At 73.2% G+C, this 22,338-nt stretch carries 19 protein-coding genes; 5 read left to right on the top strand and 14 right to left on the bottom strand.

All coding sequences use genetic code 11. The features are described 5' to 3' along the window. Positions 1-203 precede the first annotated feature (203 nt). From JT721_RS04485 to JT721_RS04470, 4 genes are read right to left on the bottom strand one after another with little or no spacing between them, the layout of a single operon-like run. Positions 204-1,166: an NADPH:quinone oxidoreductase family protein gene (locus JT721_RS04485; protein WP_205471720.1), complete on the bottom strand. Its 963-nt coding sequence runs from the start codon at positions 1,164-1,166 to the stop codon at positions 204-206. Between the two features lie 10 nt (positions 1,167-1,176). Next, positions 1,177-1,572: a RidA family protein gene (locus tag JT721_RS04480; RefSeq protein WP_205471719.1), complete on the bottom strand. Its 396-nt coding sequence runs from the start codon at positions 1,570-1,572 to the stop codon at positions 1,177-1,179. A 17-nt stretch (positions 1,573-1,589) separates the two neighbouring features. Continuing rightward, positions 1,590-2,813 (bottom strand): M15 family metallopeptidase, encoded by a 1,224-nt coding sequence (locus JT721_RS04475; protein WP_205471718.1) that lies wholly within the window; start codon positions 2,811-2,813, stop codon positions 1,590-1,592. Positions 2,814-2,843: 30 nt separating this feature from the next. Beyond that, positions 2,844-4,298 carry an MFS transporter gene (locus JT721_RS04470; RefSeq protein ID WP_307827883.1) on the bottom strand — a complete coding sequence of 485 codons (1,455 nt, stop codon included), beginning with the start codon at positions 4,296-4,298 and terminating at the stop codon, positions 2,844-2,846. Between the two features lie 23 nt (positions 4,299-4,321). Here JT721_RS04470 and JT721_RS04465 point away from each other — a divergent pair, with 23 nt between their 5' ends. Beyond that, a complete protein-coding gene (locus JT721_RS04465) occupies positions 4,322-5,185 on the top strand; it encodes a GTP-binding protein LepA (RefSeq protein WP_205471716.1) in 864 nt (287 codons plus the stop codon). A 7-nt stretch (positions 5,186-5,192) separates the two neighbouring features. Here the strand turns inward: JT721_RS04465 and JT721_RS04460 are convergent, their stop codons facing one another. The 6 genes from JT721_RS04460 to JT721_RS04435 all read right to left on the bottom strand — a co-directional run bounded on the left by JT721_RS04460 (position 5,193) and on the right by JT721_RS04435 (position 10,650). Then, on the bottom strand, positions 5,193-5,765 hold the full coding sequence (locus tag JT721_RS04460) for a TetR family transcriptional regulator (RefSeq protein ID WP_307827882.1): 573 nt from the start codon (positions 5,763-5,765) through the stop codon (positions 5,193-5,195). A 37-nt stretch (positions 5,766-5,802) separates the two neighbouring features. Then, a complete protein-coding gene (locus JT721_RS21240) occupies positions 5,803-5,994 on the bottom strand; it encodes a ferredoxin (RefSeq protein WP_205471715.1) in 192 nt (63 codons plus the stop codon). Then, complete coding sequence (locus JT721_RS21900) at positions 5,991-7,445, bottom strand: fatty acid desaturase (RefSeq protein ID WP_374220864.1); 1,455 nt, start codon at positions 7,443-7,445, stop codon at positions 5,991-5,993. Before JT721_RS21900 ends, JT721_RS21240 begins: the two co-directional genes overlap by 4 nt. Positions 7,446-8,073: 628 nt before the next feature. After that, positions 8,074-8,829: an ABC transporter permease gene (locus JT721_RS04445; RefSeq protein ID WP_205471714.1), complete on the bottom strand. Its 756-nt coding sequence runs from the start codon at positions 8,827-8,829 to the stop codon at positions 8,074-8,076. After that, positions 8,826-9,854 (bottom strand): ATP-binding cassette domain-containing protein, encoded by a 1,029-nt coding sequence (locus JT721_RS04440; protein ID WP_205471713.1) that lies wholly within the window; start codon positions 9,852-9,854, stop codon positions 8,826-8,828. Before JT721_RS04440 ends, JT721_RS04445 begins: the two co-directional genes overlap by 4 nt. A 157-nt stretch (positions 9,855-10,011) precedes the next feature. Further along, on the bottom strand, positions 10,012-10,650 hold the full coding sequence (locus JT721_RS04435; RefSeq protein WP_307827881.1) for a PadR family transcriptional regulator: 639 nt from the start codon (positions 10,648-10,650) through the stop codon (positions 10,012-10,014). 23 nt (positions 10,651-10,673) lie between these two features. Here JT721_RS04435 and ppgK point away from each other — a divergent pair, with 23 nt between their 5' ends. Then, the gene (gene ppgK / locus JT721_RS04430; RefSeq protein ID WP_205471712.1) at positions 10,674-11,426 is read left to right on the top strand and encodes a polyphosphate--glucose phosphotransferase; all 753 of its coding nucleotides are present in this window, start codon (positions 10,674-10,676) and stop codon (positions 11,424-11,426) included. Here ppgK and JT721_RS04425 read toward each other — a convergent pair. After that, a complete protein-coding gene (locus JT721_RS04425) occupies positions 11,396-11,890 on the bottom strand; it encodes a MarR family winged helix-turn-helix transcriptional regulator (RefSeq protein WP_205471710.1) in 495 nt (164 codons plus the stop codon). The two genes, ppgK and JT721_RS04425, sit on opposite strands and share 31 nt — an antisense overlap. A gap of 64 nt (positions 11,891-11,954) precedes the next feature. On the opposite strand from JT721_RS04425, the gene JT721_RS04420 reads away from it, so the two are divergent. Then, entirely contained in the window at positions 11,955-14,066 is a 2,112-nt protein-coding gene (locus tag JT721_RS04420; RefSeq protein ID WP_205471708.1) for an efflux RND transporter permease subunit, read from the top strand. Here the strand turns inward: JT721_RS04420 and JT721_RS04415 are convergent. The 3 genes from JT721_RS04415 to JT721_RS04405 all read right to left on the bottom strand — a co-directional run bounded on the left by JT721_RS04415 (position 14,053) and on the right by JT721_RS04405 (position 18,871). Then, a complete protein-coding gene (locus JT721_RS04415) occupies positions 14,053-15,426 on the bottom strand; it encodes an NAD-dependent malic enzyme (protein ID WP_205471707.1) in 1,374 nt (457 codons plus the stop codon). The two genes, JT721_RS04420 and JT721_RS04415, sit on opposite strands and share 14 nt — an antisense overlap. A gap of 149 nt (positions 15,427-15,575) precedes the next feature. After that, a complete protein-coding gene (locus JT721_RS04410; protein ID WP_205471706.1) occupies positions 15,576-18,179 on the bottom strand; it encodes a DUF4153 domain-containing protein in 2,604 nt (867 codons plus the stop codon). Next, a complete protein-coding gene (locus JT721_RS04405; protein ID WP_205471704.1) occupies positions 18,176-18,871 on the bottom strand; it encodes a response regulator transcription factor in 696 nt (231 codons plus the stop codon). The genes JT721_RS04410 and JT721_RS04405 overlap by 4 nt, the downstream gene beginning before the upstream one ends. A 143-nt stretch (positions 18,872-19,014) precedes the next feature. Here JT721_RS04405 and JT721_RS04400 point away from each other — a divergent pair, with 143 nt between their 5' ends. Next, entirely contained in the window at positions 19,015-19,611 is a 597-nt protein-coding gene (locus JT721_RS04400; protein ID WP_205471703.1) for a TetR family transcriptional regulator, read from the top strand. 86 nt (positions 19,612-19,697) lie between these two features. After that, positions 19,698-21,965, top strand: coding sequence for an MMPL family transporter (locus tag JT721_RS04395; protein WP_205471702.1), 2,268 nt, complete (start codon positions 19,698-19,700; stop codon positions 21,963-21,965). The last annotated feature ends 373 nt before the right edge of the window (positions 21,966-22,338 follow it).

Genomic DNA, 22,338 nt, shown 5'->3' with positions numbered 1-22,338 from the left:
ACAGGGAGGGCGGTCGGCCCACCGGGTCTCGAGGCTCGTCGCCAGGGCTCCTCGCACCTCGACCAGCGCCCGGTGCTCGGCTCACCGGGTCCCGAGGCTCGTCGCCAGGGCTCCTCGCATCTCGACCAGCGCCCGGCGTTCCACTCACCAGGTCTCGACGACGCTCGCTGGCGCTCGCTGCTCGACCAGCGCCAGCGGGACGGTCAGTGGACGTGGACCACGCTCTTGCCGAGGGTCCGGCGGGCCTCCATGTCGAGCAGCGCCTGACCGAAGTCGTCGAGGTCGTACGTCGCGCCGATCGGGGGCCTGACGACGCCGGACTCCATCAGGGGGCGCAGCGCCTCCCACTGCTCCTGCATGTAGCCGGGCCGCACCATCGCGTAGGCCCCCCAGCCGACGCCGCGCACGTCGATGTTGTTGAGCAGCAGGCGGTTGACCTTGACCTCGGGGATGCCCTGACCGGCGGCGAACCCGACGACGAGCAGGCGGCCCTGGGTGGAGAGCGAGCGCAGGGAGTCGGTGAAGACGTCGCCCCCCACGACGTCGACGACCAGGTCGACGCCGCGGCCGCCGGTGAGCCCGGCGACGGCGTCCTTCCACCCGTCGAGCAGCACAGCGTCGTCGGCGCCGGCGTCGAGGGCGACCTGCGCCTTCTCCTCGGTCGAGGCGACCGCGACCGTGCGGGCGCCGAAGCCCTTCGCCACCTGGATGCTGGCGGTGCCGACGCCGCCGGCGGCGCCGTGGACGAGCACGGTCTCGCCGTCGCGCAGCTGGCCGCGCTCGACCAGCGCGAAGTGGGCGGTGAGGTAGTTCATCGGCACGGCGGCGCCCTCGTCGAAGGAGAGCGCGTCGGGGAGCGCGAAGACGCTGTCGCGGTGTACCGACGTGAGCTCGGCGGCGTTGCCGTAGCCGCTGACGCCGGCGACCCGCTGGCCGGGCGAGAAGCCGGGACCGCTCACGACGGTGCCGGCGAAGTCGACGCCGAGGGTGAACGGCGGGTCGGGCTTGAGCTGGTACTCGCCCTTGCTCAGCAGCAGGTCCGGGAAGGAGATACCGATGCTGTGCACCTCGACCAGCACGTCGTCCGGGGCGGGCGTGGGCTCGGGGACGTCGTGGACGACGACGTCGGCGGGACCGGTGGGGGCGAGGACCTGGGCGGCGCGCATGGCGGCGAGGCTACCGACCGTCGCCGGCACGCAGCCGCGCGGTCACCTCGACCTCGATGCGCATCCGCGGGTCGGCCAGCCCCACCTGCATCATCGTCGCGGCCGGCCGCGACTCCGCCGTCCAGCGCCGCAGCACCGGCCAGCAGGCCTCGAAGTCGGCGGCGTCGGGCAGCAGGTAGCGCACCCGGACGACGTCGGCCGGCGACCCGCCCGCCTCGCCGAGGACCCTCGCGATCGTGCGCCAGCACTGCTCGGCCTGCTCGACGACGTCGTCGGAGATCGTCATGCTGGCGTAGTCGAAGCCGGTGGTGCCGGAGACGAACACCCAGTCGCCGTCGACGACGGCGCGGGAGTAGCCGATCTGCTCCTCGAAGGAGGAGCCGGTGCTGAGGTGGCGACGGGTCATGCGCCCAGTCTGGCGGGTCAGCCGGGGTTGACCAGCGCGACCATCTCGAAGTGCATCGGGTCGGTGTAGCGCCAGTCGCCGCCCCAGCCGAAGCCCCACTTCTTGAAGATCGCCACCACGTCGCGGTCGATGTCGCCGACGGTGCCGCGGCCGTTGCCGGGGACGTTGAGGTCGAGGGCGAGGCCGAAGGAGTGGTTGGAGAGCTTCGTCGAGCCCGCGATGAACCGCGGGTAGTAGCACCCGGCGTACTCCTCGGGGTGGATCTTGTCGGCCAGCCCCCGCTGCTGCACCTCCTGCAGGGCGGCACGCAGCTGGGGGAAGAGGTACTTGTTGCAGGTGACCCGGCCCAGGATGGGCACCACCTCGGTGGAGATGTGGGAGCGCACCCACGCCGGGTCGGGGGCGATCCGGCCGCCGCCGAGCACGGTGTAGGTGAACCGGCCCACCACGTCGGCGACGCTGCCCACCAGCACCGCGGTCTGGGTGGCCTGGGGGTCGAGGCCGTAGCGGGCCACGGCGTCGGTGCTCTGCACGGAGGCGCTGTCGCCGACGATCCGCTGGATGGCCCGGCGGATCTTCTGCGGGGCGGCGATGCCGGTGGAGACCAGCAGCGCGTTGCCGGGGGTCATCCCGAGCTCCTCGGCCCACTTCTCGTTGACGACGGCGTCGACCTGCGGCGCCTGCTCGGCGTATGCACCGACGTGCACCCGCGAGGCGGTCTCGGCCGCGCCGAGCTTGAGGTAGCCGTCCTGGTCGATCGGCAGCTTCCGCTCCAGCCCCCGGGCCACCGCGATCTCGCCGCCGGCGACCCGCTCCCAGACCTGCTGGGTGTCGGCGCTGCCGAGCGGGGTGAACAGGCGGTAGGTCGCGGGGTCGACCGCGGCGAGGTTGTAGGACTCGTTCTCGATCACCACGTTGGTCATCGCGAACGGCTCGACGCCGGTGACCTCCTTGATCGCGCCGATCCGCTCGACCATCTCGTCGCTGAGCGGCTCGGGGGCGTAGATGACGAAGTCGGCGGAGGCCAGCGCCTGGTCGCGGGGGCCGGGCGGGTCGACGGCGTGCTCGGGATCGGCGGGCGCGGCGGTGCTGGAGGGCGACGCGGACGCGGAGGGCGACGCGGCCGCGGTGGACTCCTCGGCGGCCGGCCCCTTGCCGCCGGCCGAGCCGCCGCTGCAGGCGCTGGCGACGGCGAGGACGCCGGCCGTCGCGGCCGCCCCCAGCGCGTGCGTCATCCCCATGGTCGATCCCTCCCTGCGGCCAAGGGTAGGTCAGCGCGGGTCGTCGGGGAGCGGTTCGGCCCCGTCGAGCACCCCGTCGAGCACCTCGGCGCGCACGAACAGCCACGACACCAGCCCACCGGTCACGAGCAGCGCCGCGCAGACGACGAGGGCGCTGCCGTAGGCCGCGTCGAACGCCGCCGGGTCGGCGTACTCCTCGCCGCCGAGCCCGACCGCCACCGGCAGCGCGGCGACCGCGAGCAGCGAACCGCCGCGGGCGACGGCGTTGTTGACCCCGGAGGCGATCCCCGCGTGCTCGTCGGGCGCGGCGGCCAGGACGGTCGCGGTGAGCGGTGCGACCATCAGCGCCAGGCCGAGGCCGAAGACGGTGATGCCGGGCAGCACGTCGCGCCAGTAGGACAGGTCGTCGCCGACGAGCAGCAGGAGCAGCACGCCGCCGGCCATCACCAGCGGTCCGACGCTCATCGGCACCCGCGGGCCGATCCGGGTGGCCAGCCGACCGCCGCGCGAGGCGAGCAGCAGCATGCAGATCGTGAGCGGCAGGCTGGCGAGCCCGGCGCGCAGGGCGCCGTAGCCGCCGACGGTCTGGAGCTGCACGGTGAGGAAGAGCAGCACCGCCCCGAGCGCGCCGTAGACCAGGAACGTCATCGCGTTGGAGGCGCTGAACGTACGGTCGCGGAACATCTCCAGGCGCAGCATCGGATCGGGCTGTCGCCGCTCGACCACCAGGAACCCGAGCGCGGTGACGACCGCCAGTACCCCGGCGTACGGCGCCACCGGGCCGCCCCACTCGATGAGCGCGTACGTCGTGCCGCCGAGCGCCAGGGCCGCCAGCGCCGCCCCGGTGACGTCGAGGTGGTGGGCGGCCCCGGGGTCGCGGGTCTCGGGGACGTGGCGCTGGGCGATGACCACCGTGACCGCGGCGACGGGCAGGTTGATCAGGAAGATCCAGCGCCAGCTCGCGTGGTCGACGAGCACGCCCCCCACCAGCGGCCCGAGCGCAGCCGCGATGCTCCCCCAGCCCGACCACGAGCCGATCGCCGGCGCCCGGTCGTCGGGCACGAACGCGCCCTGGATCATCGCCAGGCTGCCGGGGGTGAGCAGCGCGCCGCCGACGCCCTGCAGCACCCGGGCCGCGATCAGCACCTCGGGGTTCGGCGCCAGGCCGCAGAGCAGCGAGGCGGCGGCGAACCAGACGGTGCCGATGACGAAGACCCGGCGACGCCCGTAGCGGTCGCCGAGCGAGCCGCCGAGCAGGATCAGGCTGGCCAGGGAGAGCAGGTAGCCGTTGAGCACCCACTGCAGCTCGGCCAGGCTGGCGTCAAGGTCCTCGCCCATGGTCTTGAGCGCGACGTTGACGACGCTGCCGTCGAGCATCGCGATGCCCGAGCCGAGCACGGCGGCGAGGATCACCGCCCGGCCGGCGCCCGTGCCGAGCCGGACGCCACCGCCCGACGCCGTCGTACCACCTCCACCACTGGTCACCGCCCGAGGCTAGCCTTGCCTCCATGCCAGGCGCGGTCAGCACCAACGAGCGGCTGGTCGCGCACGTCGACCGGCTGGCCGTCGAGCACCCCCCCATCGACCTCTCGTCGGTCGACTTCACGGTGCGCCGGCCCGAGGTGTTCGCGGAGCGCTACGGCCACGTGCTCGACTACATGGCGCGCGTCGAGCTCGAGGTCGACCGCAACGTCCTCGAGATCGCGACCATGCTGCCCGACCCGCCGCCTATCGACGTGCACTTCTACCGTGACGTGTGGCAGCCGCAGGAGATCCAGCACGGCCTGATCCTCGACAAGCTGCAGGTCGAGCTCGGCCGCCCGCCGGCCCAGCCCGACCGCGACTCGATGGGTCTGAAGCTCAAGGTCCTCGGAGCGCTCTCGCACCTCGGCGCCTTCCAGGACGTCTGCCGGATGCTCTACTACCTCACCGGCATGTCCACCGAGCGCTCCGCGGTGCTGGCCTACAACCTGCTCCACGACGGCGTGGTGGAGATGGGCGAGACCGCGATCAGCGAGACCGTGATCGCCCCCATCAAGCGCCAGGAGCCCGGCCACTACGCCTTCTACCAGCTCTCCGCGCGCGGCCTCTGGGACGAGATCGCCCCGTGGCAGCGCTGGCTGGTGCGCCGGATGCGGTCGATCTCGTTCTCGCCGGTCGGCGCCAACAACGACGAGCAGAAGGCCGACTTCGGCGACCTGATGCAGTCGATCGGCGTCACCGGCGACCGGGCCGCCGACTTCGCCGCCCAGATCTCCCGGGTCGAGAAGGAGCTGCTGTGGGCCCGGGACGCCGGGCTGGTCGTGCCGCCGTACGTCGTCGCGGCGTTCCGGGAGGCCGTCGAGCTGGCCGAGGCGCGGCGGGCGGGGTGACCCGGGGTCAGCCCCGCAGCACCCGGCCGGCGATCCAGGCGATCGACTCGGCGGTCGCGGCCGGGGGGCCGCTGGGCTCCATCACGTGGCTGAGCACCACCCGCACCACCATGTCGATCGCGGCCTCCAGGCGAGCGGGGGGCAGGTCGACGTCGTAGGGCGCCAGGCGCTCGCCGATCACCAGCTTGGCCGCCTCGAGCAGCGACGAGGCGTGGGTGGTCAGCAGCGGCAGCAGCTCGGTGTCGGCGCCGTGGGTGGCGGAGACGACGGCGTGCAGCAGCTGGTTGTCCTGGGCGTGCACCAGCACCGCCTCGGAGGCCGCGCCGATGGCGGCGACCAGGTCGGTCGGGTGGGCGTCGAAGGCCAGCGAGACCACCTCGAGGAACCGGTCCAGCTCGCGCAGGATCATCGCCTCGGCGAGCCCCGGCTTGGTGCCGATCTCGTTGTAGACCGTCTGCCGGCTCACCCCGACCTCGTCGGCCAGCCGCGCCATCGTCACCTGCGACCAGCCCAGCTCGCCGGTCAACCGGACCGCCGCCTCGACCACACGCTCACGCATGGAGAGGGGTACGGCGGTCACGCGCTCCAGTCTAGGAAGCGTGGACAGCGCCACCGCGTCAGCCCTCGAGCGTGAGTGCGAGGACCGGGCAGGCCTGGGTGGCGGCGTGCAGGTGGCCGCGGTGCTCCTCGCCCGGCTCGGGGTCGAGCACCTGGAGCACCTCGTCGTCGTCGAGCTCGAAGAAGTCCGAGGCCATCGCCTCGCACATGCCGAGCCCCTCGCAGCGGTCGCGGTCGACCACGATCCTCACCGGGCCTCCTCCATCGAGAGCGGCATGAAGTCGACCTTCTCGCGGACGCCGCAGTCGGGGCAGCACCAGTCGTCGGGCACGTCGGCCCACGCCGTGCCGGCGGCGAAGCCCTCGAGCTCGTTGCCCTCCTCGACCCGGTAGGTGTAGCCGCAGCCGGGGCACCGGGCCGCGAGCACCTCGGCCGGCGCGGCCGCCGCGGCGGCGGCCCGGTCGGCGTCGCGCTGCGCCTGGGTGCGCAGGTCGGTGCCGGCCGGGGGCGGGTACTTGGCGAGGATTTTGTCGCGCTTGCGGGGGCTCAGGTTGGCCTTCGTCAGGTCGCCGCCGAAGTGCGCCAGCACCCGCTGGTCCATCACCTTGCGGTACAGCGGCGGCACCAGGGAGAGCACGATCATCCCGGCGTAGCCGGTGGGCAGCACCGGCGACTCCTCGAAGTCGCGCAGGGTCTGGTAGCGGCGGGTGGGGTTGGCGTGGTGGTCGCTGTGCCGCTGCAGGTGGTAGAGCAGCACGTTGGTCGCGATGTTGTTGCTGTTCCACGAGTGCGACGGGTCGACCCGCTCGTAGCGCTGGCGGTCGCCGACCCCGACCTTCTGCCGGAGCATGCCGTAGTGCTCCATGTAGTTGACGACCTCGAGCAGCGAGAAGCCGATCACGGCCTGGAGCACCAGGAACGGCACGATCACCGGACCCAGCCACAGCACCAGTCCGCCCCACAGGACGGCGGTCATCAGCCACGCGTTGAGCACGTCGTTGCCGAACCGGAACGGGTGCTGGTCGCGGCGCGCGTAGCGCTTCTTCTCCAGGTGCCACGCGCTCTTCAGCGAGCCCCACACGGTGCGCGGCCAGAACTGGTAGAAGTTCTCGCCCATCCGGCTGCTCGCGGGGTCCTCGGGGGTCGCGACGCGGACGTGGTGACCGCGGTTGTGCTCGATGTAGAAGTGCCCGTAGGCCACCTGGGCCAGCGCGATCTTCGACAGCCAGCGCTCGTTGGCCTCACGCTTGTGGCCGAGCTCGTGGGCGGTGTTGATGCCGATGCCGCCCACGCAGCCGATCGAGATCGCCATCGCCACCTTGTCGAGCGTCGTCAGCTCGCCGAGGCCGAACGGCGACCCGTCGGCGATCGCCCACATCACGCCGACGAACCCGACGTACTGGATCGGCAGGAACAGGTAGGTGATCCAGCGGTAGTACTTGTCGTTCTCGAGCGCCTCGATCGCGTCGTCCGGCGGGTTGGACCGGTCGAGCCCGGCGACCAGGTCGATCGCCGGCACCACGCCGAGGATCACGATCGGACCGATCCAGAACCACACGCCCGAGCCGGTCAACGCCCAGCCGCCGAGGGCGACGAAGACCAGCGACGGCACCACCAGGCCGATCAGCCACAGGTAGCGCTTCCGGTCCTTCCACTGCTCGGTCGAACCCTCGGGGACCGTGCTGTTGAGGATGGTGTCCACGGTGCTGCCTCCTCGCCCGGCGCCGGTGCCGGTCTGGCGATGCGGTTTACAGAACCATAGGAGATGTAAACAGCTCTTGACAAGAGGCAGGTGGATGTAAAGTGATCGGGGTCACCCGCGCCGGTGGTCGAGGAGGGACGAAGTCCGGTCTCGCAACCCGGAGCCGAGAACGCTCCCGTCCCCACCGGAGGGCGCTCGGCCGGCGGGGGTTTCGAGACAGTCGCTAGCGCGACTTCCTCAACCAGCGGTGGGTGGCGCTGGTCGAGGTGCGAGGAGCCCTGGCGACGAGCCTCGAGACCCGGTGAGACGACAGCCCTCCCGTCCCCACCGGAGGGCAGCCGGGTGCGACCGCCGCTGGTCGAGGAAGGACGAAGTCCTGTCTCGAGACCCGGTGAGCCGACAGCCCTCCCGTTCGCACCGGAGGGCGTTCGGGTGCAGGAGTTTCGAGACAGTCGCTAGCGCGACTTCCTCAACCAACGGCGGGGGTGCGCTGGTCGAGGTGCGAGGAGCCCTGGCGACGAGCCTCGAGACCCGGTGAGACGGGCGCCCTCCCCTCCCCACCGGAGAGCAGCCGGGTGCAGGGGTTTCGAGACAGTCGCCGGTGCGACTTCCTCAACCGCCGATCACGTCAGGCGTTCTCGCGGCGGAAGACCGAGACGCCCCACCAGATCGCCGCACCGAACAGCGCGACCGTCCAGCCGACGCCCCAGCCGAGGGTCGAGACGTCGTAGTCGCCGAAGAAGGCCCCGCGCACGGCGTCGACGACGTGGCGGATCGGCATGAAGTCGGCGAGGCGGTCGAGCCACCCGGCGCCGAAGCTCATGGGCAGCAGGATCCCCGAGAGCAGCAGCACCGGCATCATCACCAGGTTGATGACCGGCGCCATCACGTCCTCACTCTTCACGGTGAGGGCGAAGGCGTTCGACGCCGCCGCGCACGCGCCGCCCAGCAGGATCGTCAGCACGACGCCGAGCACGATCCCGGCGCCGTTGAAGTCCATGCCGAGCACCAGCCCCAGCCCGACCAGGATCAGCGCTTGCACGAGGAGCTGGAGCAGGTCGCGGTAGAGACGACCGAACAGCAGCGCCGCCCGGGAGGCCGGGGTGACCCGCTCGGCCTCGATCACGCCCTCACGCCACTCGCCGATCAGGCTGAAACCGGCGAAGAAGGCGCCGAAGATGCCGAGCTGCACCAGCATGCCGGGCACGAACCACGTGTACTTGTTGCCGCCCAGCTGGGCGATCACCGGCTCGAGCAGCGGCCCGAAGAGCAGCAGGTAGAGCACCGGCTGGAGCATGCCGATGATCACCCAGGCGGGGTTGCGCAGGTTCATCCGCAGCTGGCGGTTGAAGACGATGAAGCTGTCGTGGAGGAACGTCGTCATGCGGGCACTCCCTCGTCGGTGTGGTCCTGGGCGGCACCCTCGTCGGCGGCTTCGGCAGCGGCCTCGGCGTCGCGCAGCGAGCGGCCGGTGAGGGTGAGGAAGACGTCGTCGAGGGTGGGTCGGGCGACCTCGATCGCCTCGAGCGTGGCTCCCGACGACTCCAGGTCGCGCAGCAGCCCGGGCACCACCTTGGCGGCGCGGGAGACCCGGCCGCTGACGACCCGGCCGGCCACCTCGACGGTCTCGGCGATGCTCGCGAGCTTGTCGCGGGCCACTGCGACCTGCTCGTCGGTGGCGACCTCGACGCTCACCAGGTCGCCGGCGACCTGCGCCTTGAGGTTGTCGCTGGTGTCGCTGGCGACGATCCGGCCCTTGTCGATGATGACGATCCGGTCGGCGAGCGCGTCGGCCTCGTCGAGGTAGTGGGTGGTGAGGAAGACCGTCGCCCCCTGCTCGGAGCGCAGGTCGGCGATGTGCTGCCACAGGTTGGCCCGGGCCTGCGGGTCCAGGCCGGTGGTGGGCTCGTCGAGGAACACCAGGGACGGCGAGTGGATCAGCGCCATCGCGATGTCGAGTCGGCGCTTCTGGCCGCCGGACATGTTCTTCGGCATCCGGCGCCACAGGCCGTCGAGCTGGAGCCGGTCGAAGAGGTCGTGGCCCTTGGCGACGGCGTCGGCCTTGGACATCCCGTAGAGGCGGCCGTGGTCGACGACCTCGTCGCCGGCGTAGGCGCCGGAGAACGTCGACCCCACCTGCGAGCAGTAGCCGATCGACCGTCGCACCTGCACCGGCTGGGTGGCGACGTCGTAGCCGGCGACGGTGGCGGTGCCGGCGGTGGGCTTGAGCAGGGTGGTCAGCATCCGCAGCGTGGTGGTCTTGCCGGCGCCGTTGGGACCGAGGAACCCGACCACCTCCCCCTCGGCGACGTCGAGGTCGATGCCGTCGACGGCTCGCACCGGCACCTTCTTCTTGCCCTGCCCGGTGTGGAAGGTCTGCACCAGACCCCGGGCCGTGATGGTGGTCATGTCTCTCCTTTGGTCAAGGTTGAACACTAGCGTCGTGTTCAACCTTGAACAAGTACCCGGCGTCGTCGACCGAACCGGCCGGCGACGGATCCCGCGACGCCGGACCCGCCCAGCACAGACCGCGCCGCCGACCCAAACTCATCGGCGCGGGCCGAGGTCAGGAGCGGCCGAGGAGCACGCGGTACTTCTCGCGGTCCGCCGCCATCTGCCAGCCCGGGTCCTCGGCGGGGGGCTGCCAGCCACCGAGGGGATCGCGGGAGTCGCCCAGCTCGCCCCGGCGCACGGCCTCGACGGTCTCGCGCAGCCAGGCCAGCTCGGCGATCGCCACGTCGAGCCAGAGCAGCACGCTGCGGGCGGCGTGCGGGGGCATGTCGCCGGTGCCGGTCTCGCCGAGCTCGCGCACCGTGCGCTCCAGCGCGACCCGGCGGGCCACCAGGCTGCGCTCGACCTGCTCGCGCTCGAGCAGCGGGAGCATCGAGAACGCCGCGTTGAAGTCGGCGCGGTCGTAGACGTCGACGGTCTCGAGCGCCGCCACCATCAGGCGGCGCAGCTCCTCGCGCCCGGCCCCGGTCAGCTCGTAGACCGCCACCTCCCGGCCGCCGTCGACGAGGTCGTGGCGGACCAGGTGTCCCTGCCGGGCCAGCTGACCCAGGCCGTGGTAGATCGAGCCGGGGTTGGTGTGGGCCCAGCGGTCCACCTGCCACGACACCAGCTCGCGCCGGATCTGGTAGCCGTTGACCGGCTCGAAGAGCGCGACGGCCCCCAGGAGGAGCATCCGGGTGGCCTGCGTCTGCACGCCCGGAGTCTAGTGTCGGGGGCATGGACCACCCGTTCGGGATCGACTTCGGAGGGACCGGCATCAAGGGCGCGCCGGTCGACCTCGCGGCCGGCGAGTTCGCCCAGGAGCGGGTGCGGATCCCGACCCCGCGCCCGGCCACCCCGGCCGCGGTCGCGGCGGTGTTCGCCGAGCTGGTCGCGTCGTTCCCCGCCTCGACGGCGCCGGTGGGCGTCACGGTGCCGGGCGTGGTGCGCCACGGCGTGGTGCACTCCGCGGCCAACATCGATCCCGCGTGGATCGGCACCGACGCCGACGCCCTGTTCACCGAGGCCACCGGGCGCGACGTCCACGTCGTCAACGACGCCGACGCCGCCGGCCTGGCCGAGGTGCGCTACGGCGCCGCACGCGGACGCCGCGGCCTGGTGATCGTCACGACGCTGGGCACCGGCATCGGCTCGGCGTTCGTGCACGACGGGGTGCTGGTGCCGAGCTCGGAGCTCGGCCACCTCGAGATCGACGGCCACGAGGCCGAGCACCGGGCCGCCAACAGCGCCCGCGAGCGCGAGGGCCTGACCATGCCGCAGTGGGCCGAGCGGCTCCAGGTCTTCTACCGCCACGTCGAGCGGCTGTTCTCCCCCGACCTCTTCGTGGTCGGTGGCGGGATCAGCAAGCAGAGCGAGGAGTTCCTCCCTCTGCTCGACCTCGAGACCGAGATCGTGCCGGCCGCGCTGCGCAACAAGGCCGGCGTGGTGGGCGCCGCCCTCTACGCCTCGGAGGGCGTGGCCGAGGGCTGAGGGCGCGGGCCGGAGACCTGCTCGAACGCCGCGACCACACCGCGGAGGTAGCGCTCGACCAGGGCCCGCTCGGCGTCGTCGAAGCCGGCGTCCCACGCGGCGAGAGCCTCGAACATCGGCACCAGGTGGGCCCGCACCTCCTCGCGCCCGGACGGGGTCACCCGTACCTCGGTGCGCCGCCGGTCGTCGGCCCGGGGGTGCCGCTCGACGTGGCCGCGGGCCGCCAGCCGGTCGACCACGCCGGTCGAGGCCGCCGTGCTCACCTCGAGCAGCCGGGCCAGCTCGGCCGGGCCGAGCGGGGCTCGCACGAGGTGCTGCAGCGCGACCAGCTCGGAGTCGCCGAGTCCCGCTCGCCGGGCCACGACGTGCCGCATCCGCGCGCCCGCGTCGACCACGTCGCGCAGCGCCCGGAGGCTCGGCGTCTCGTGCCACGCCCCGCGGGGCACCGATCTGTCTGCCGGCATATTCGTCTCACCCACTTGGTGTCTAACCTAGTTAGCGACCTAGCCGCAGACCCGAGAGGCCACCATGTCCGTCACGAGGACCCTCACCGCTCGCCGGGTCGCCCCCGTCATCGCGCTGGTGCCATTGTTGCTGGCCCTAGCCGTGCTGCTCGGGCTGGGCGAGGGAGACCGCGAGCGCCTCGGCACCGACCAGCTGCCCTCCGGGCTCGACAGCACCGAGGGCACCGCGCTGCTCGACCGTCTGCCCGACCAGGGCTCGTCGGTCGCGATCGTGCTCTTCACCGCCGAGTCCGACCGGCTCACCCCCGAGCAGCTCGACGGGCTCGGATCGGCCGCCGCCGAGCTGGTCGGCGGGGCGTCCGGTGGGGGGCAGGGCGCGCAGCAAGACGGGCAGCAGGGCGGGCAGCAGGGCGGGCAGCAGGGCGGGTCGGGGCTGGTGCCGGCCGAGGACGGTACGGCGGCGCTGCTGGTCGTGCCGCTGGCTAGCGGGTCGGCCACCGAGGTCGCCGGCGCCGTCGACGAGCTCCGGGACTCCGTCGACGAGGCGCTGCCCGACGGCGTCCGGGGCCAGGTCACCGGACCAGCCGGCGTGCAGGCCGACCTGGCGGCGGTCTTCGACGGGGCCAACACCCGGCTGCTGCTGGTGACGGCGCTCGTGGTGGCGGTGCTGCTGGTGGTGACCTACCGCAGCCCGGTGCTCTGGCTGATCCCGCTCACCGTGGTCGGCGTCGCCGACCGGACGGCGGCGGTGCTGGCCACCCAGGTGCTGGCGGCGCTCGACGTGGCGTGGGACGAGTCGACCATCGGCATCCTCTCGGTGCTGGTCTTCGGCGCCGGCACGAACTACGCGCTGCTGCTGATCTCGCGCTACCGCGACGAGCTGCGCCGCGAGGCGTCGCGCCACGTCGCGATGGCGCGCGCGTTGCGCCGCACCGCCGAGCCGGTGCTCGCCAGCGCGACCACCGTGGTGCTCGGCCTCCTCACCTTGCTGCTGTCGCTCACGCCGACCACCCGCGGCCTCGGACTGGCCTGCGCGGTGGGAGTGGTGGTCGCGGCGGCGTTCGTGCTGGTGGTGCTGCCGGCGGCGCTGGTCTGCTTCGGACGCTGGGTGTTCTGGCCCCGGGTGCCGCGGGTCGGCGAGCAGGTCACCGCCGAGGCCGGCAGCCTCTGGCACCGGATCGGCGACCGGGTAGCGCGCCGGCCCGCGGCGGTCGTCGGTGGCACGCTGCTGCTGCTCGCCCTGATGACCGTCGGGCTGTTCCGCATCGACCTCGGCCTCGACCAGTCCGAGCAGTTCCTCGACGAGCCCGAGGCGATCAGCGCGGCCGACCGACTGGCCGAGTCGTTCCCGGCCGGCTTCGCCGACCCCACCCAGGTCGTCACCACCGACGACGGCGAGGAGGTGCGCGAGCTGGTCGAGGACGTCAAGGGGGTCGCCTCGGCAGCGGTGTCCGACAGCGGCAACGGCGTGACGGTGGTCGACACCGTGCTCGACGGCCGCTCCGGCACCAACGACGCGACCATCGAGCGGCTGCGCGACCGGCTCGCGTCGTACGACGCGCACGTGACCGGCGCCGAGGCCGAGGCCCTCGACGAGACCGAGGGCGCCGACCGCGACCGCAGGCTGATCCTGCCGCTGATCCTCGGCCTGGTGCTGGTCGGCCTGGCCGTGCTGCTGCGCTCGGCGGTGGCGCCGCTGCTGCTGGTCGGCACCGTGGTCGGCACCTACGTCGCGAGCATGGGTGCGGCGTGGTGGCTGTTCACCGGGCCGCTCGGGTTCGGGGCGATGGACAGCGGGGTGCCGCTGCTGGCGTTCCTGTTCCTGGTCGCCCTCGGCGTCGACTACAACATCTTCCTCGTCACCCGGGCCCGCGAGGAGGCCGCCGAGCACGGCCCGCGGGCGGGGATGCTGCGCTCGCTCACCGCGACCGGCGGCGTCATCACCAGCGCCGGCGTGCTGCTCGCCGCGGTCTTCGCGGTGCTCGGTGTGCTGCCGCTCGTGGTGCTCGCCCAGCTCGGCACGATCATCTGCCTCGGCGTGCTGCTCGACACCCTGGTCGTGCGCACGCTGCTGGTGCCGGCGCTGGCGCTGCTGCTCGGCGACCGGTTCTGGTGGCCGCGGCGGGTCGGTCCCGAGCCGGGCGGCCGCGGGGCCGCGGAGGTCAGTGCCCGCTGATCGCCTCGGCCACCGCGCGGGGGACGTCGGGGTGGAAGACCGTCGGGATGATGAAGCTGGAGTTGAGCTCCTCGTCCTTGACGACGTGGGCGATCGCGTCGGCGGCCCGCAGCATCATGTCGAGGGTGACGTCCTCGGCGCGGGCGTCGAGCAGGCCGCGGAAGACACCCGGGAACGCCAGGACGTTGTTGATCTGGTTGGGGTAGTCGGAGCGGCCCGAGGCCACCACCGCGGCGTACTTCTCGGCCTCGGCGGGGTCGACCTCCGGGTCGGGGTTGGCGAGCGCGAAGACCACCGACTGCGGCGCCATCTCGGCGATCCACTCCGGCTGGAGGATCCGCGGCGCGCTGACACCGATGAACACGTCGGCCCCGGTCAGCGAGGCGCGCAGGTCGCCGCGCACGCCGCGCGGGTTGGTCACCTCGGCGAGCTCGGCGTGGGCGGGTGAGAGTGCCTCGTCGCCGGCGCAGATCGCGCCCTCGCGGTCGACGACCACCACGTCGGTGACCCCGGCCGCGAGGAGCAGGGTCACGATCGCGGTGCCGGCGGCACCGCCGCCGGAGACCACGACCCGCACGTCGGCCGGCTCCTTGCGCACCACCCTCAGCGCGTTGGTGAGCGCGGCCAGCACCACGATCGCCGTACCGTGCTGGTCGTCGTGGAAGACCGGGATGTCGAGGCTCTCGCGCAGCCGCCGCTCGATCTCGAAGCACCGCGGGGCCGCGATGTCCTCGAGGTTGATGCCGCCGAAGCCGGGCGCGATCATCTCGACGGCCTTGACGATCTCGTCGGTGTCCTGGGTCGCCAGGCAGATCGGCCAGGCGTCGATGTCGGCGAACCGCTTGAACAGCGCGGCCTTGCCCTCCATCACCGGCAGCGCCGCCCCGGGGCCGATGTTGCCTAGGCCAAGCACCGCAGAGCCGTCGGTCACCACGGCCACCGAGTTGCCCTTGACGGTGAGGCGGCGCACGTCCTCGGGGTTCTCGGCCAGCGCCTGGCTGACCCGGCCCACTCCCGGCGTGTAGGCCATCGAGAGGTCGTCGCGGTTCTTGAGCGGCACCTTGGAGGCGACCTCGATCTTGCCGCCGATGTGGAGCAGGAAGGTGCGGTCGGAGACCTTGTAGACCTCGACGCCGTCGACCCGGTCGACGGCCTCCTCGAGCACCAGCGCGTGGTCGGCGTCGCTGGCGCTGCAGGTCACGTCGACCACCAGCCGCTCGTGCCCCGACTCGCGCACGTCGATGGCGGTGACGATCCCCCCGGCCGCCGAGATCGCGGTCGCGACCGCACCGACCACCCCGTGGTCGGGCGCGGTGTGCAGGCGCATGGTGATCGAGTACGACGAGGGGGTGGCGGCCACGTCCCCAGCCTCGTCCTCCGTGCGGGTTACCAGCAAGTCAGGAGTGGTCAGAACGATCAGAAGGGGTCGGGTGGTCGTGGTGGGGGGCCGGGCAGCGGTGAGCCAGCCCCGGTTCCACGGCGCCGAACCGAGGCTGACCCACCGCTCCCTCAGTCGTACGACGCCAGCAGGCACCCGTCCCCGGGCAGGTCGAGGTCGGCGCGGACGTCGCGCTGGCGCCAACGCCCGAGGTTCCACTCCCAGAACCCGTCGCGCTCCTCGTCCGGCAGCACCCCGGCGAGCACGCAGGCGCGGTCGGCCGGCGGGAGGTCGCGCAGCGGGCCGACCGCGTCGGCGGAGAGGCCGGCGAGGTAGACCAGGTCGATCCGGCCGGTGTCGTCGAGGCGGGCGACGTTGACCTCGGCGATCCGGGCGTCGGGGTTGACCAGGGCGAGCAGCAGCAGCATCGAGGTGCCGCTGAGCAGCGCCGCCCGCAGCAGCCACGGACCGCTGAGCCGGATGCCGGCGACCAGCAGCCCGATCACCACGACCGCGAGCCACAGCTCGAAGGTGCCGGCGAGCAGCCGCAGCCGGGTCAGGCCGTAGGCGTCGGTGTAGAGCTCCAGCCGGCGCAGCGCCGAGGCGACCACCACCAGCGTCAGCAGGCACAGGACGCCGAGCGAGCCGCGCAGCCAGAGCCGGTCGGCGGCGGTCTCGCGCGACGCCTTCCGCGCGGCGACCGAGACCACCAGCACCGTCAGCAGCGTGGCGAACGTGAGCTGGCCGAAGCCCTGGTGGGTGTACTCGGCGTAGGTGAGGCCGGTGGTGCGCTGGAGGTAGTCGTCGCCACCGATCACGGCCGCGGCCTGCGCGACCAGGAACAGCGCGAAGACGCCGATTACGCACAGCACCGGCGCCAACCACTCGTAGCGGTGCCGCACCGGCCGCACCGGCGCGGGGTCGCCGGCCTCGACCTGCGGCGGGTTGAGGGCGAAGAACGCCGTCGCCAGCACCACCCCGCCCACGAAGCACCCGACGAACACCCGGGCGACGGCGACGTCGACGCTCCACGATGGCGTGACCTCGTCGAGCCACTCGGCCAGCAGCGCGTCGGCCGAGGCGAACAGCAGCGTGAAGGCCACCAGCCCGGCCAGCGAGAACAGCAACGTGCGCACCACCGACAGGGTGCGGCCGCTGCCGGCGACCAGCCGCAGCGTGCGCCCGAGCCAGGGCAGCGCCACCAGTGCCGAGAACGGCCAGGCCAGTCCGGAGAGCAGCAACCCCAGCACCGAGCGGGCCCGGGTGGAGGCCGCCACCACCAGCACCGTCGCGGCGAGCGCGCACAGCACCGAGATCCACTCCGCGTCGCGGAGGGTGAGCACGGCGACCAGGGTGGCGGCGAGCACGGTGCAGGTCACGACGTAGGGGTCGCGGCGGGCGCCGTGCGCGGCGTACCACACCCCGCCGCCGGCCAGCAGCACCAGCGTCGCGCCGAGGCCCGGGGCGTTGTCGACCACGACCAGCGCGGCCAGCAGGCCGACCAGGGCGGCGGCGGCGAGCAGCCACGGACGCCCCGCCAGGTCGGTGCGCCAGGCCAGCCGGCCGGTGGTCGACAGCAGCGACGGGTACGGCGCCCCGACGGGCGCCGGCGTCGTCGGCGGGGTCGGCGGGGTCGGCGGGCTCGGCGGGGGTGCGGTCGGTGCGGGCACGGCGGCCTCCTCGGCTCGGGGGGTGGACGGTCGGACCGGCAGCACGGCGCGCAGCCGGGCCCCCGGCTCGCCGGGTCGGGGGTCGACGGCGGCGATCGTGCCGCCGTGGAGGTCGGCGACCCAGCGCGCGATGGCCAACCCCAGCCCGGTGCCACCGCCGGTGCCGCCGGCGGTCCCGCTACCGGCGCCACCGGTGCGCTCGTCGCCGAGCGAGCCGAACCGCGCGAAGATCCGCTCCCGGTCCTCGGGAGCGATGCCCTCACCGCGGTCGGCCACCTCGAGCACCCAGGTGTCGTCGTCGCCGGACGCGCGGACGCTCACCCGGCCGCCGGCGGGGCTGTGGCGCGAGGCGTTGTCGAGCAGGTTGGCCACCAGCTGGTGCAGGCGGGCGGGCTCGGCCACGACGGTCAGTCCGGGCGGGGTGACCACGACGTCGTAGTCGACCGGCCGGGCCAGGCTGCGCGCCTCGTCGACGGCGGTGGCCAGCAGCCCGGCCACCTCGACCGACTCGCCGGTCAGCGTCTCGGCGGCCTCGAGCCGCGACAGGTCGAGCAGGTCGCTGACCAGGGCCGAGAGCCGCTCGGCCTGGGTGAGGGCGGTGCGCAATCCGGCGCCGTCGGGCGGCACGACGCCGTCCTCGAGGTTCTCGAGCACGGCGATCAGCCCGGTCAGCGGCGTACGCAGCTCGTGGGAGACGGTGGCGACCAGGTCGCGGCGGCGCTGGTCGACCTCGCCGAGCTCGGCGGCCATCGCGTTGAACGCCCGGGCCAGCTCGCCGACCTCGTCGGCGGAGTCGGTGCGCACCCGCACCGAGTGGTCGCCGCCGGCCATCCGGCTGGCGGCGCGGGTCATCTCGCGCAGCGGCGAGGTCATGCCGGTGGCGAGCAGCTGGGTGACCGCGAGGGCCAGCGCCACCGTGATCGGCAGCGCCAGCCACGGCGCGACGCCGGCGTCGCGGCCGACCATCGCGACGGTGGCGGCGACCAGCACGCTGACGACGACGAGCACGCCGAGCTTGGTCTTGATCGAGCGCAGCGGGTCGAGCGGCGCCGGGCCGCCGCTCACGCGGGCTCCTCCACGGCGTACCCGACACCGTGCACGGTGCGCACCCAGCCGCCGCCGATCTTGGCGCGCAGCGCCTTGACGTGGCTGTCGACGGTGCGGGTGCCCGACCCGTCCGGCCAGCCCCAGACCTCGGCGAGCAGGTGCTCGCGGGTGAGCACGTGGCCGCCGGCGCGGACCAGGCAGACCAGCAGGTCGAACTCGGTGGGCGTCAGGTGGACCTCGGCGCCCCCGAGGTGCACCCGGCGGGTGCCGGTGTGCACCGAGAGCGCCCCCAGCCGCAGCAGCGGCTCGGCCTCGCGGTCGGCGGCGACCAGCTCGGCCGCGCGCTCGACCCGGCGCAGCAGTGCCGCGACCCGGGCCACCAGCTCGCGCATCCGGAACGGCTTGGTGAGGTAGTCGTCGGCCCCCACGCCCAGGCCGGTCAGCACGTCGGCCTCGTCGTCGCGAGCGGTGAGCATCAGCACCGGCACCGGCCGCTCGCGCTGGATCCGGCGGCACACCTCGAGCCCGTCGAAGCCGGGCAGCATCAGGTCGAGGACGACGAGGTCTGGCCGGTGCTCGGCGTGCGCGGCCACCGCACCCGGTCCGTCGTAGGCCCGGACGACGTCGTGGCCGTCGGCGACCAGCCGCTCGGCGACCATGTCGCCGATCAACGGGTCGTCCTCGACCACGAGGATCCGGTTGCTGGTCATGCCGCGACTCTAGGAGCGCGCGGCGTCGGGATCGGGGCGGACGGTGTGAAGGTCCTGTGCAGGTGTGCTGCTGCTTCCGGCGCCCAGACGTGACCGCCGTCACTCTTTTGCACTTCTCGCCGTAAAGTGCAAGACTGCACTTCGTGAGCGAGAGTGCAGCGACCGGCCTGGTGGCCCGTCAGGCCGAGACCCGGCGCCGGATCCGGTGGTCGGCCGCCGAGCTCACCCGCGAGCGCGGCTTCGAGGGCTGGACGATGGACGACCTCGCGGCCGCCGTCGGCGTCTCCCGCCGCACCCTGTTCAACTACTTCGAGGCCAAGGTCGACGCCGTGCTCGGGCCGGTGCCGGTGTTCCCCGAGACCGCGCTGGCGACGTTCCTCGCCGGCGGGCCGACCGGCGTGCTCGTCGACGACCTGCGCGAGCTGGCCAAGTCGATCCTCGAGGACGACGACCTCGACCGCCGGGTCGTGGAGGTGCGCCGCGAGGTGTTCCTCGGCAACCCCCGGCTGCTGGTGACCGTCCACGAGCGGTTCGAGCAGGTCACCGGCGACCTGGTCGACCACATCCTGGCCCGGGAGGGCGCAGAGTTCGGCGTCCACCGCGCCCGGCTCCTCGTCCGCCTGCTCGTCGCGCTCTTCGACGGCTGCCTGGTCCACCTCAGCGAGACCCCGACCGAGGACCGACCCGTCGTCGAGCTCTTCGACGCCGCCCTCGCCGAGGCCCGCCGGCTGCTCGCCTGACCCCCTGCCCGCCTGACCCTGCTCGCACGCCCAGCCCGGCGGCCACCCACGCCGCCGGCCCGCCCCACCACCCAGGAGACCCATCCATGGCCACCCTGCTCCACCGACTCGGCACCACCGCCTACCGCCGCTGGCCGGTCTTCCTCGCCGGCTGGCTGGTCGCCCTGATCGCGGTCGGTGCGCTCGCCGCGACCGTGGCCAAGCCGATGAGCGACTCCTTCTCGATCCCGGGCATCCCCTCCGAGCGGGCCGCCGACCTCCAGGCGGAGCTCTTCCCCGAGTCGGTCGACGCCTTCGACCAGGCCTCGGTCAACGTCGTCGTGGCCGCGCCGGAGGGACGCACCCTGACCGAGGCGCCGTACGCCGACGTCGTGGCCGACCTGGTCGCCGACCTCCAGCGCCTGCCGCAGATGGCCGAGGGCGTGCCGCTGGTCAACCCGGTCGACGCGCAGGGCGAGGGCCAGGGCGGGCCGCTGTCGCCGCTGTCGGGGGACGGCCGGGTCGGCATCGTGTCGTTCGCGTTCGACGTCGAGACCGTCGCCGACGTGGAGCTCGCGACGATCGACGCGCTGGTGGAGGTGATGGAGGAGCACGAGGCCGACGGCCTGCGGGTCGAGGCCAACGGCGCCGGCAGCCAGGCGATGAGCGAGATCGGCGCCACCTCCGAGCTGATCGGCATCGCGGTCGCCCTGCTGGTGCTGCTGCTGACCTTCGGGTCGCTGGTCGCCGCCGGGCTGCCGATCATCACCGCGCTGGTGGGCGTGGGGCTCGGCATCATGGGCGTCACGGTGATGACGGCCTTCACCGACATCGGCTCCACCACCCCGATCCTGGCGACGATGATCGGGCTCGCGGTCGGCATCGACTACACGCTGTTCATCCTGGCCCGCTACCGCACCGAGCAGGAGCACACCGACGACCAGCAGGAGGCGGTGGGCGTCGCGGTCGGCACCGCCGGCACCGCCGTGGTCTTCGCCGGGCTCACCGTGATCATCGCGCTCGCGGCGCTGGCCGTGGTCGGCATCCCGTTCCTCACCGCGATGGGGCTGGCCGCCGCCGGCACCGTGCTCGTCGCCGTGCTCGTCGCGCTCACCCTGCTGCCCGCGATCCTGGGCCTGCTCAAGCACCGCGCCTTCGGCGGCCGGGTGCGCCGCTACGCCCCGGCCCGCGAGGCCGACGGCCGGGTGCTCAACAACGGCGTCCGCTGGGCCCGCCTCGTCGGCCGCCGCCCGGTCGCCGTGCTGGTGCTGGGGGTGCTGGCGCTCGGGGCGCTCGCAGTACCGCTGAAGAACCTGCACCTCGCCTTCCCCACCGACTCCACCGCGTCGGTCGAGACGACCCAGCGCCAGGCCTCGGACCTGATGGCCGAGGCGTTCGGACCGGGCCGCGAGGGCCCGCTGGTGGTCGTCGTCGACGCCCGTGACCTGGGCTCGGCCGAGGAGCGCTCCGCGGCGTTCGATCGGGTCGCATCCTGGGCCGGCGGCATGGACGACGTGCAGAGCGCCCTCGTGGTGGCCACCAACGAGGCCGGCACCGGCGCACAGGTGCTCGTCACCCCCGCCTCGGGCCCGGACGAGACCGCCACCGAGGACCTCCTCGCCGGCCTGCGCGACGGCCAGTCGCGGATCGAGGCCGAGACCGGCACCGTCACCGGCGTCACCGGCCTCACCGCGATCACCGTCGACGTGTCGGAGCGGCTCAGCGACGCGCTGCCGATCTACCTGGCGATCGTCATCGGGCTGGCCTTCCTGCTGCTGATGATCGTGTTCCGCTCGGTGCTGGTGCCGCTGACCGCCACCCTGGGCTTCCTGCTCTCGGTGCTCGCCACGCTCGGCGCCACGGTCGCGGTCTTCCAGCAGGGGGCGTTCGGCCTGTTTGAGGGCCAGCCGATCGTCAGCTTCATGCCGATCTTCCTCATCGGCGTGGTGTTCGGGCTGGCCATGGACTACCAGGTGTTCCTGGTGACCCGGGTGCGCGAGGCGCACGTGCACGGCATGTCGATGCGCGACGCGGTGGTCGACGGCTTCCGCAACAGCGCCCGCGTGGTGGCCGCCGCGGCGGCGATCATGACCGCGGTGTTCGCGGCATTCATGCTGCTCGACGAGCCGATCATCAAGTCGATGGGGTTCGCCCTGGCGATCGCCGTGGTCTTCGACGCCTTCGTGGTGCGGATGGCGTTGGTGCCGGCGCTCCTGTTCCTGCTCGGCGACCGCGCCTGGTGGCTGCCGGGCTGGCTCGACCGGCTGCTGCCCGTGGTCGACGTCGAGGGTGAGAACCTCGAGCGCCACTACCTCCGGGGCGACCCCGACGCGGAGCTGGTCGAGATCGAGGGTCTGGAGCGCACCCGCTCCTGACCGCCGTCCGCTGGTTGAGGAACGCCGGAGTCGTGTCTCGAGACCCGGTGAGCCGGCCGCCCTCCCTGTACCGGGTGACTCCGCGGACGGGGCTCGGGCGGGGGCTGACTGCGGCTTGCGTGATCCGGCCGGGTGGTGACTGTGGGTGGGGGTGGGTGCGGGGTGCCGCGCGTGGTGGGCACTGCGGCTGCTGCGCGCCGGACGTCGTTCGGCACACGTTGCCGTGTCGCCGGACTCTGCCCTGCGGTGCCCCAGCGCTCGCTTCGGCGCCACGCCGCCGTCTACGTGCCGAACGCCGCCCGTCGCTCCGCCGCCTCCGTGCCGGGCGGCGCGGCATCCCGGCGTGCGGATCGGGCGCGGACCGGGGGGGGAG

Source organism: Nocardioides sp. SYSU D00038, assembly GCF_016924665.1.
In the GTDB taxonomy this organism is placed as follows: Bacteria; Actinomycetota; Actinomycetes; order Propionibacteriales; family Nocardioidaceae; genus Nocardioides.
This window is presented reverse-complemented; position numbering and strand designations above follow the sequence as displayed.

Bases quoted from the DNA above. Each gene is read 5' to 3' on its own strand.
- JT721_RS04440 (WP_205471713.1), bottom strand. From the start codon at position 9,854: ATGACCACCATCACGGCCCGGGGTCTGGTGCAGACCTTCCACACCGGG.
- JT721_RS04480 (WP_205471719.1), bottom strand. From the start codon at position 1,572: ATGACCCGTCGCCACCTCAGCACCGGCTCCTCCTTCGAGGAGCAGATC.
- JT721_RS04445 (WP_205471714.1), bottom strand. From the start codon at position 8,829: ATGACGACGTTCCTCCACGACAGCTTCATCGTCTTCAACCGCCAGCTG.
- JT721_RS04405 (WP_205471704.1), bottom strand. From the start codon at position 18,871: ATGACCAGCAACCGGATCCTCGTGGTCGAGGACGACCCGTTGATCGGC.
- JT721_RS04395 (WP_205471702.1), top strand. From the start codon at position 19,698: ATGGCCACCCTGCTCCACCGACTCGGCACCACCGCCTACCGCCGCTGG.
- JT721_RS04475 (WP_205471718.1), bottom strand. From the start codon at position 2,813: ATGGGGATGACGCACGCGCTGGGGGCGGCCGCGACGGCCGGCGTCCTC.
- JT721_RS04465 (WP_205471716.1), top strand. From the start codon at position 4,322: ATGCCAGGCGCGGTCAGCACCAACGAGCGGCTGGTCGCGCACGTCGAC.
- JT721_RS04485 (WP_205471720.1), bottom strand. From the start codon at position 1,166: ATGCGCGCCGCCCAGGTCCTCGCCCCCACCGGTCCCGCCGACGTCGTC.
- ppgK (WP_205471712.1), top strand. From the start codon at position 10,674: ATGGACCACCCGTTCGGGATCGACTTCGGAGGGACCGGCATCAAGGGC.
- JT721_RS04420 (WP_205471708.1), top strand. From the start codon at position 11,955: ATGTCCGTCACGAGGACCCTCACCGCTCGCCGGGTCGCCCCCGTCATC.
- JT721_RS04425 (WP_205471710.1), bottom strand. From the start codon at position 11,890: ATGCCGGCAGACAGATCGGTGCCCCGCGGGGCGTGGCACGAGACGCCG.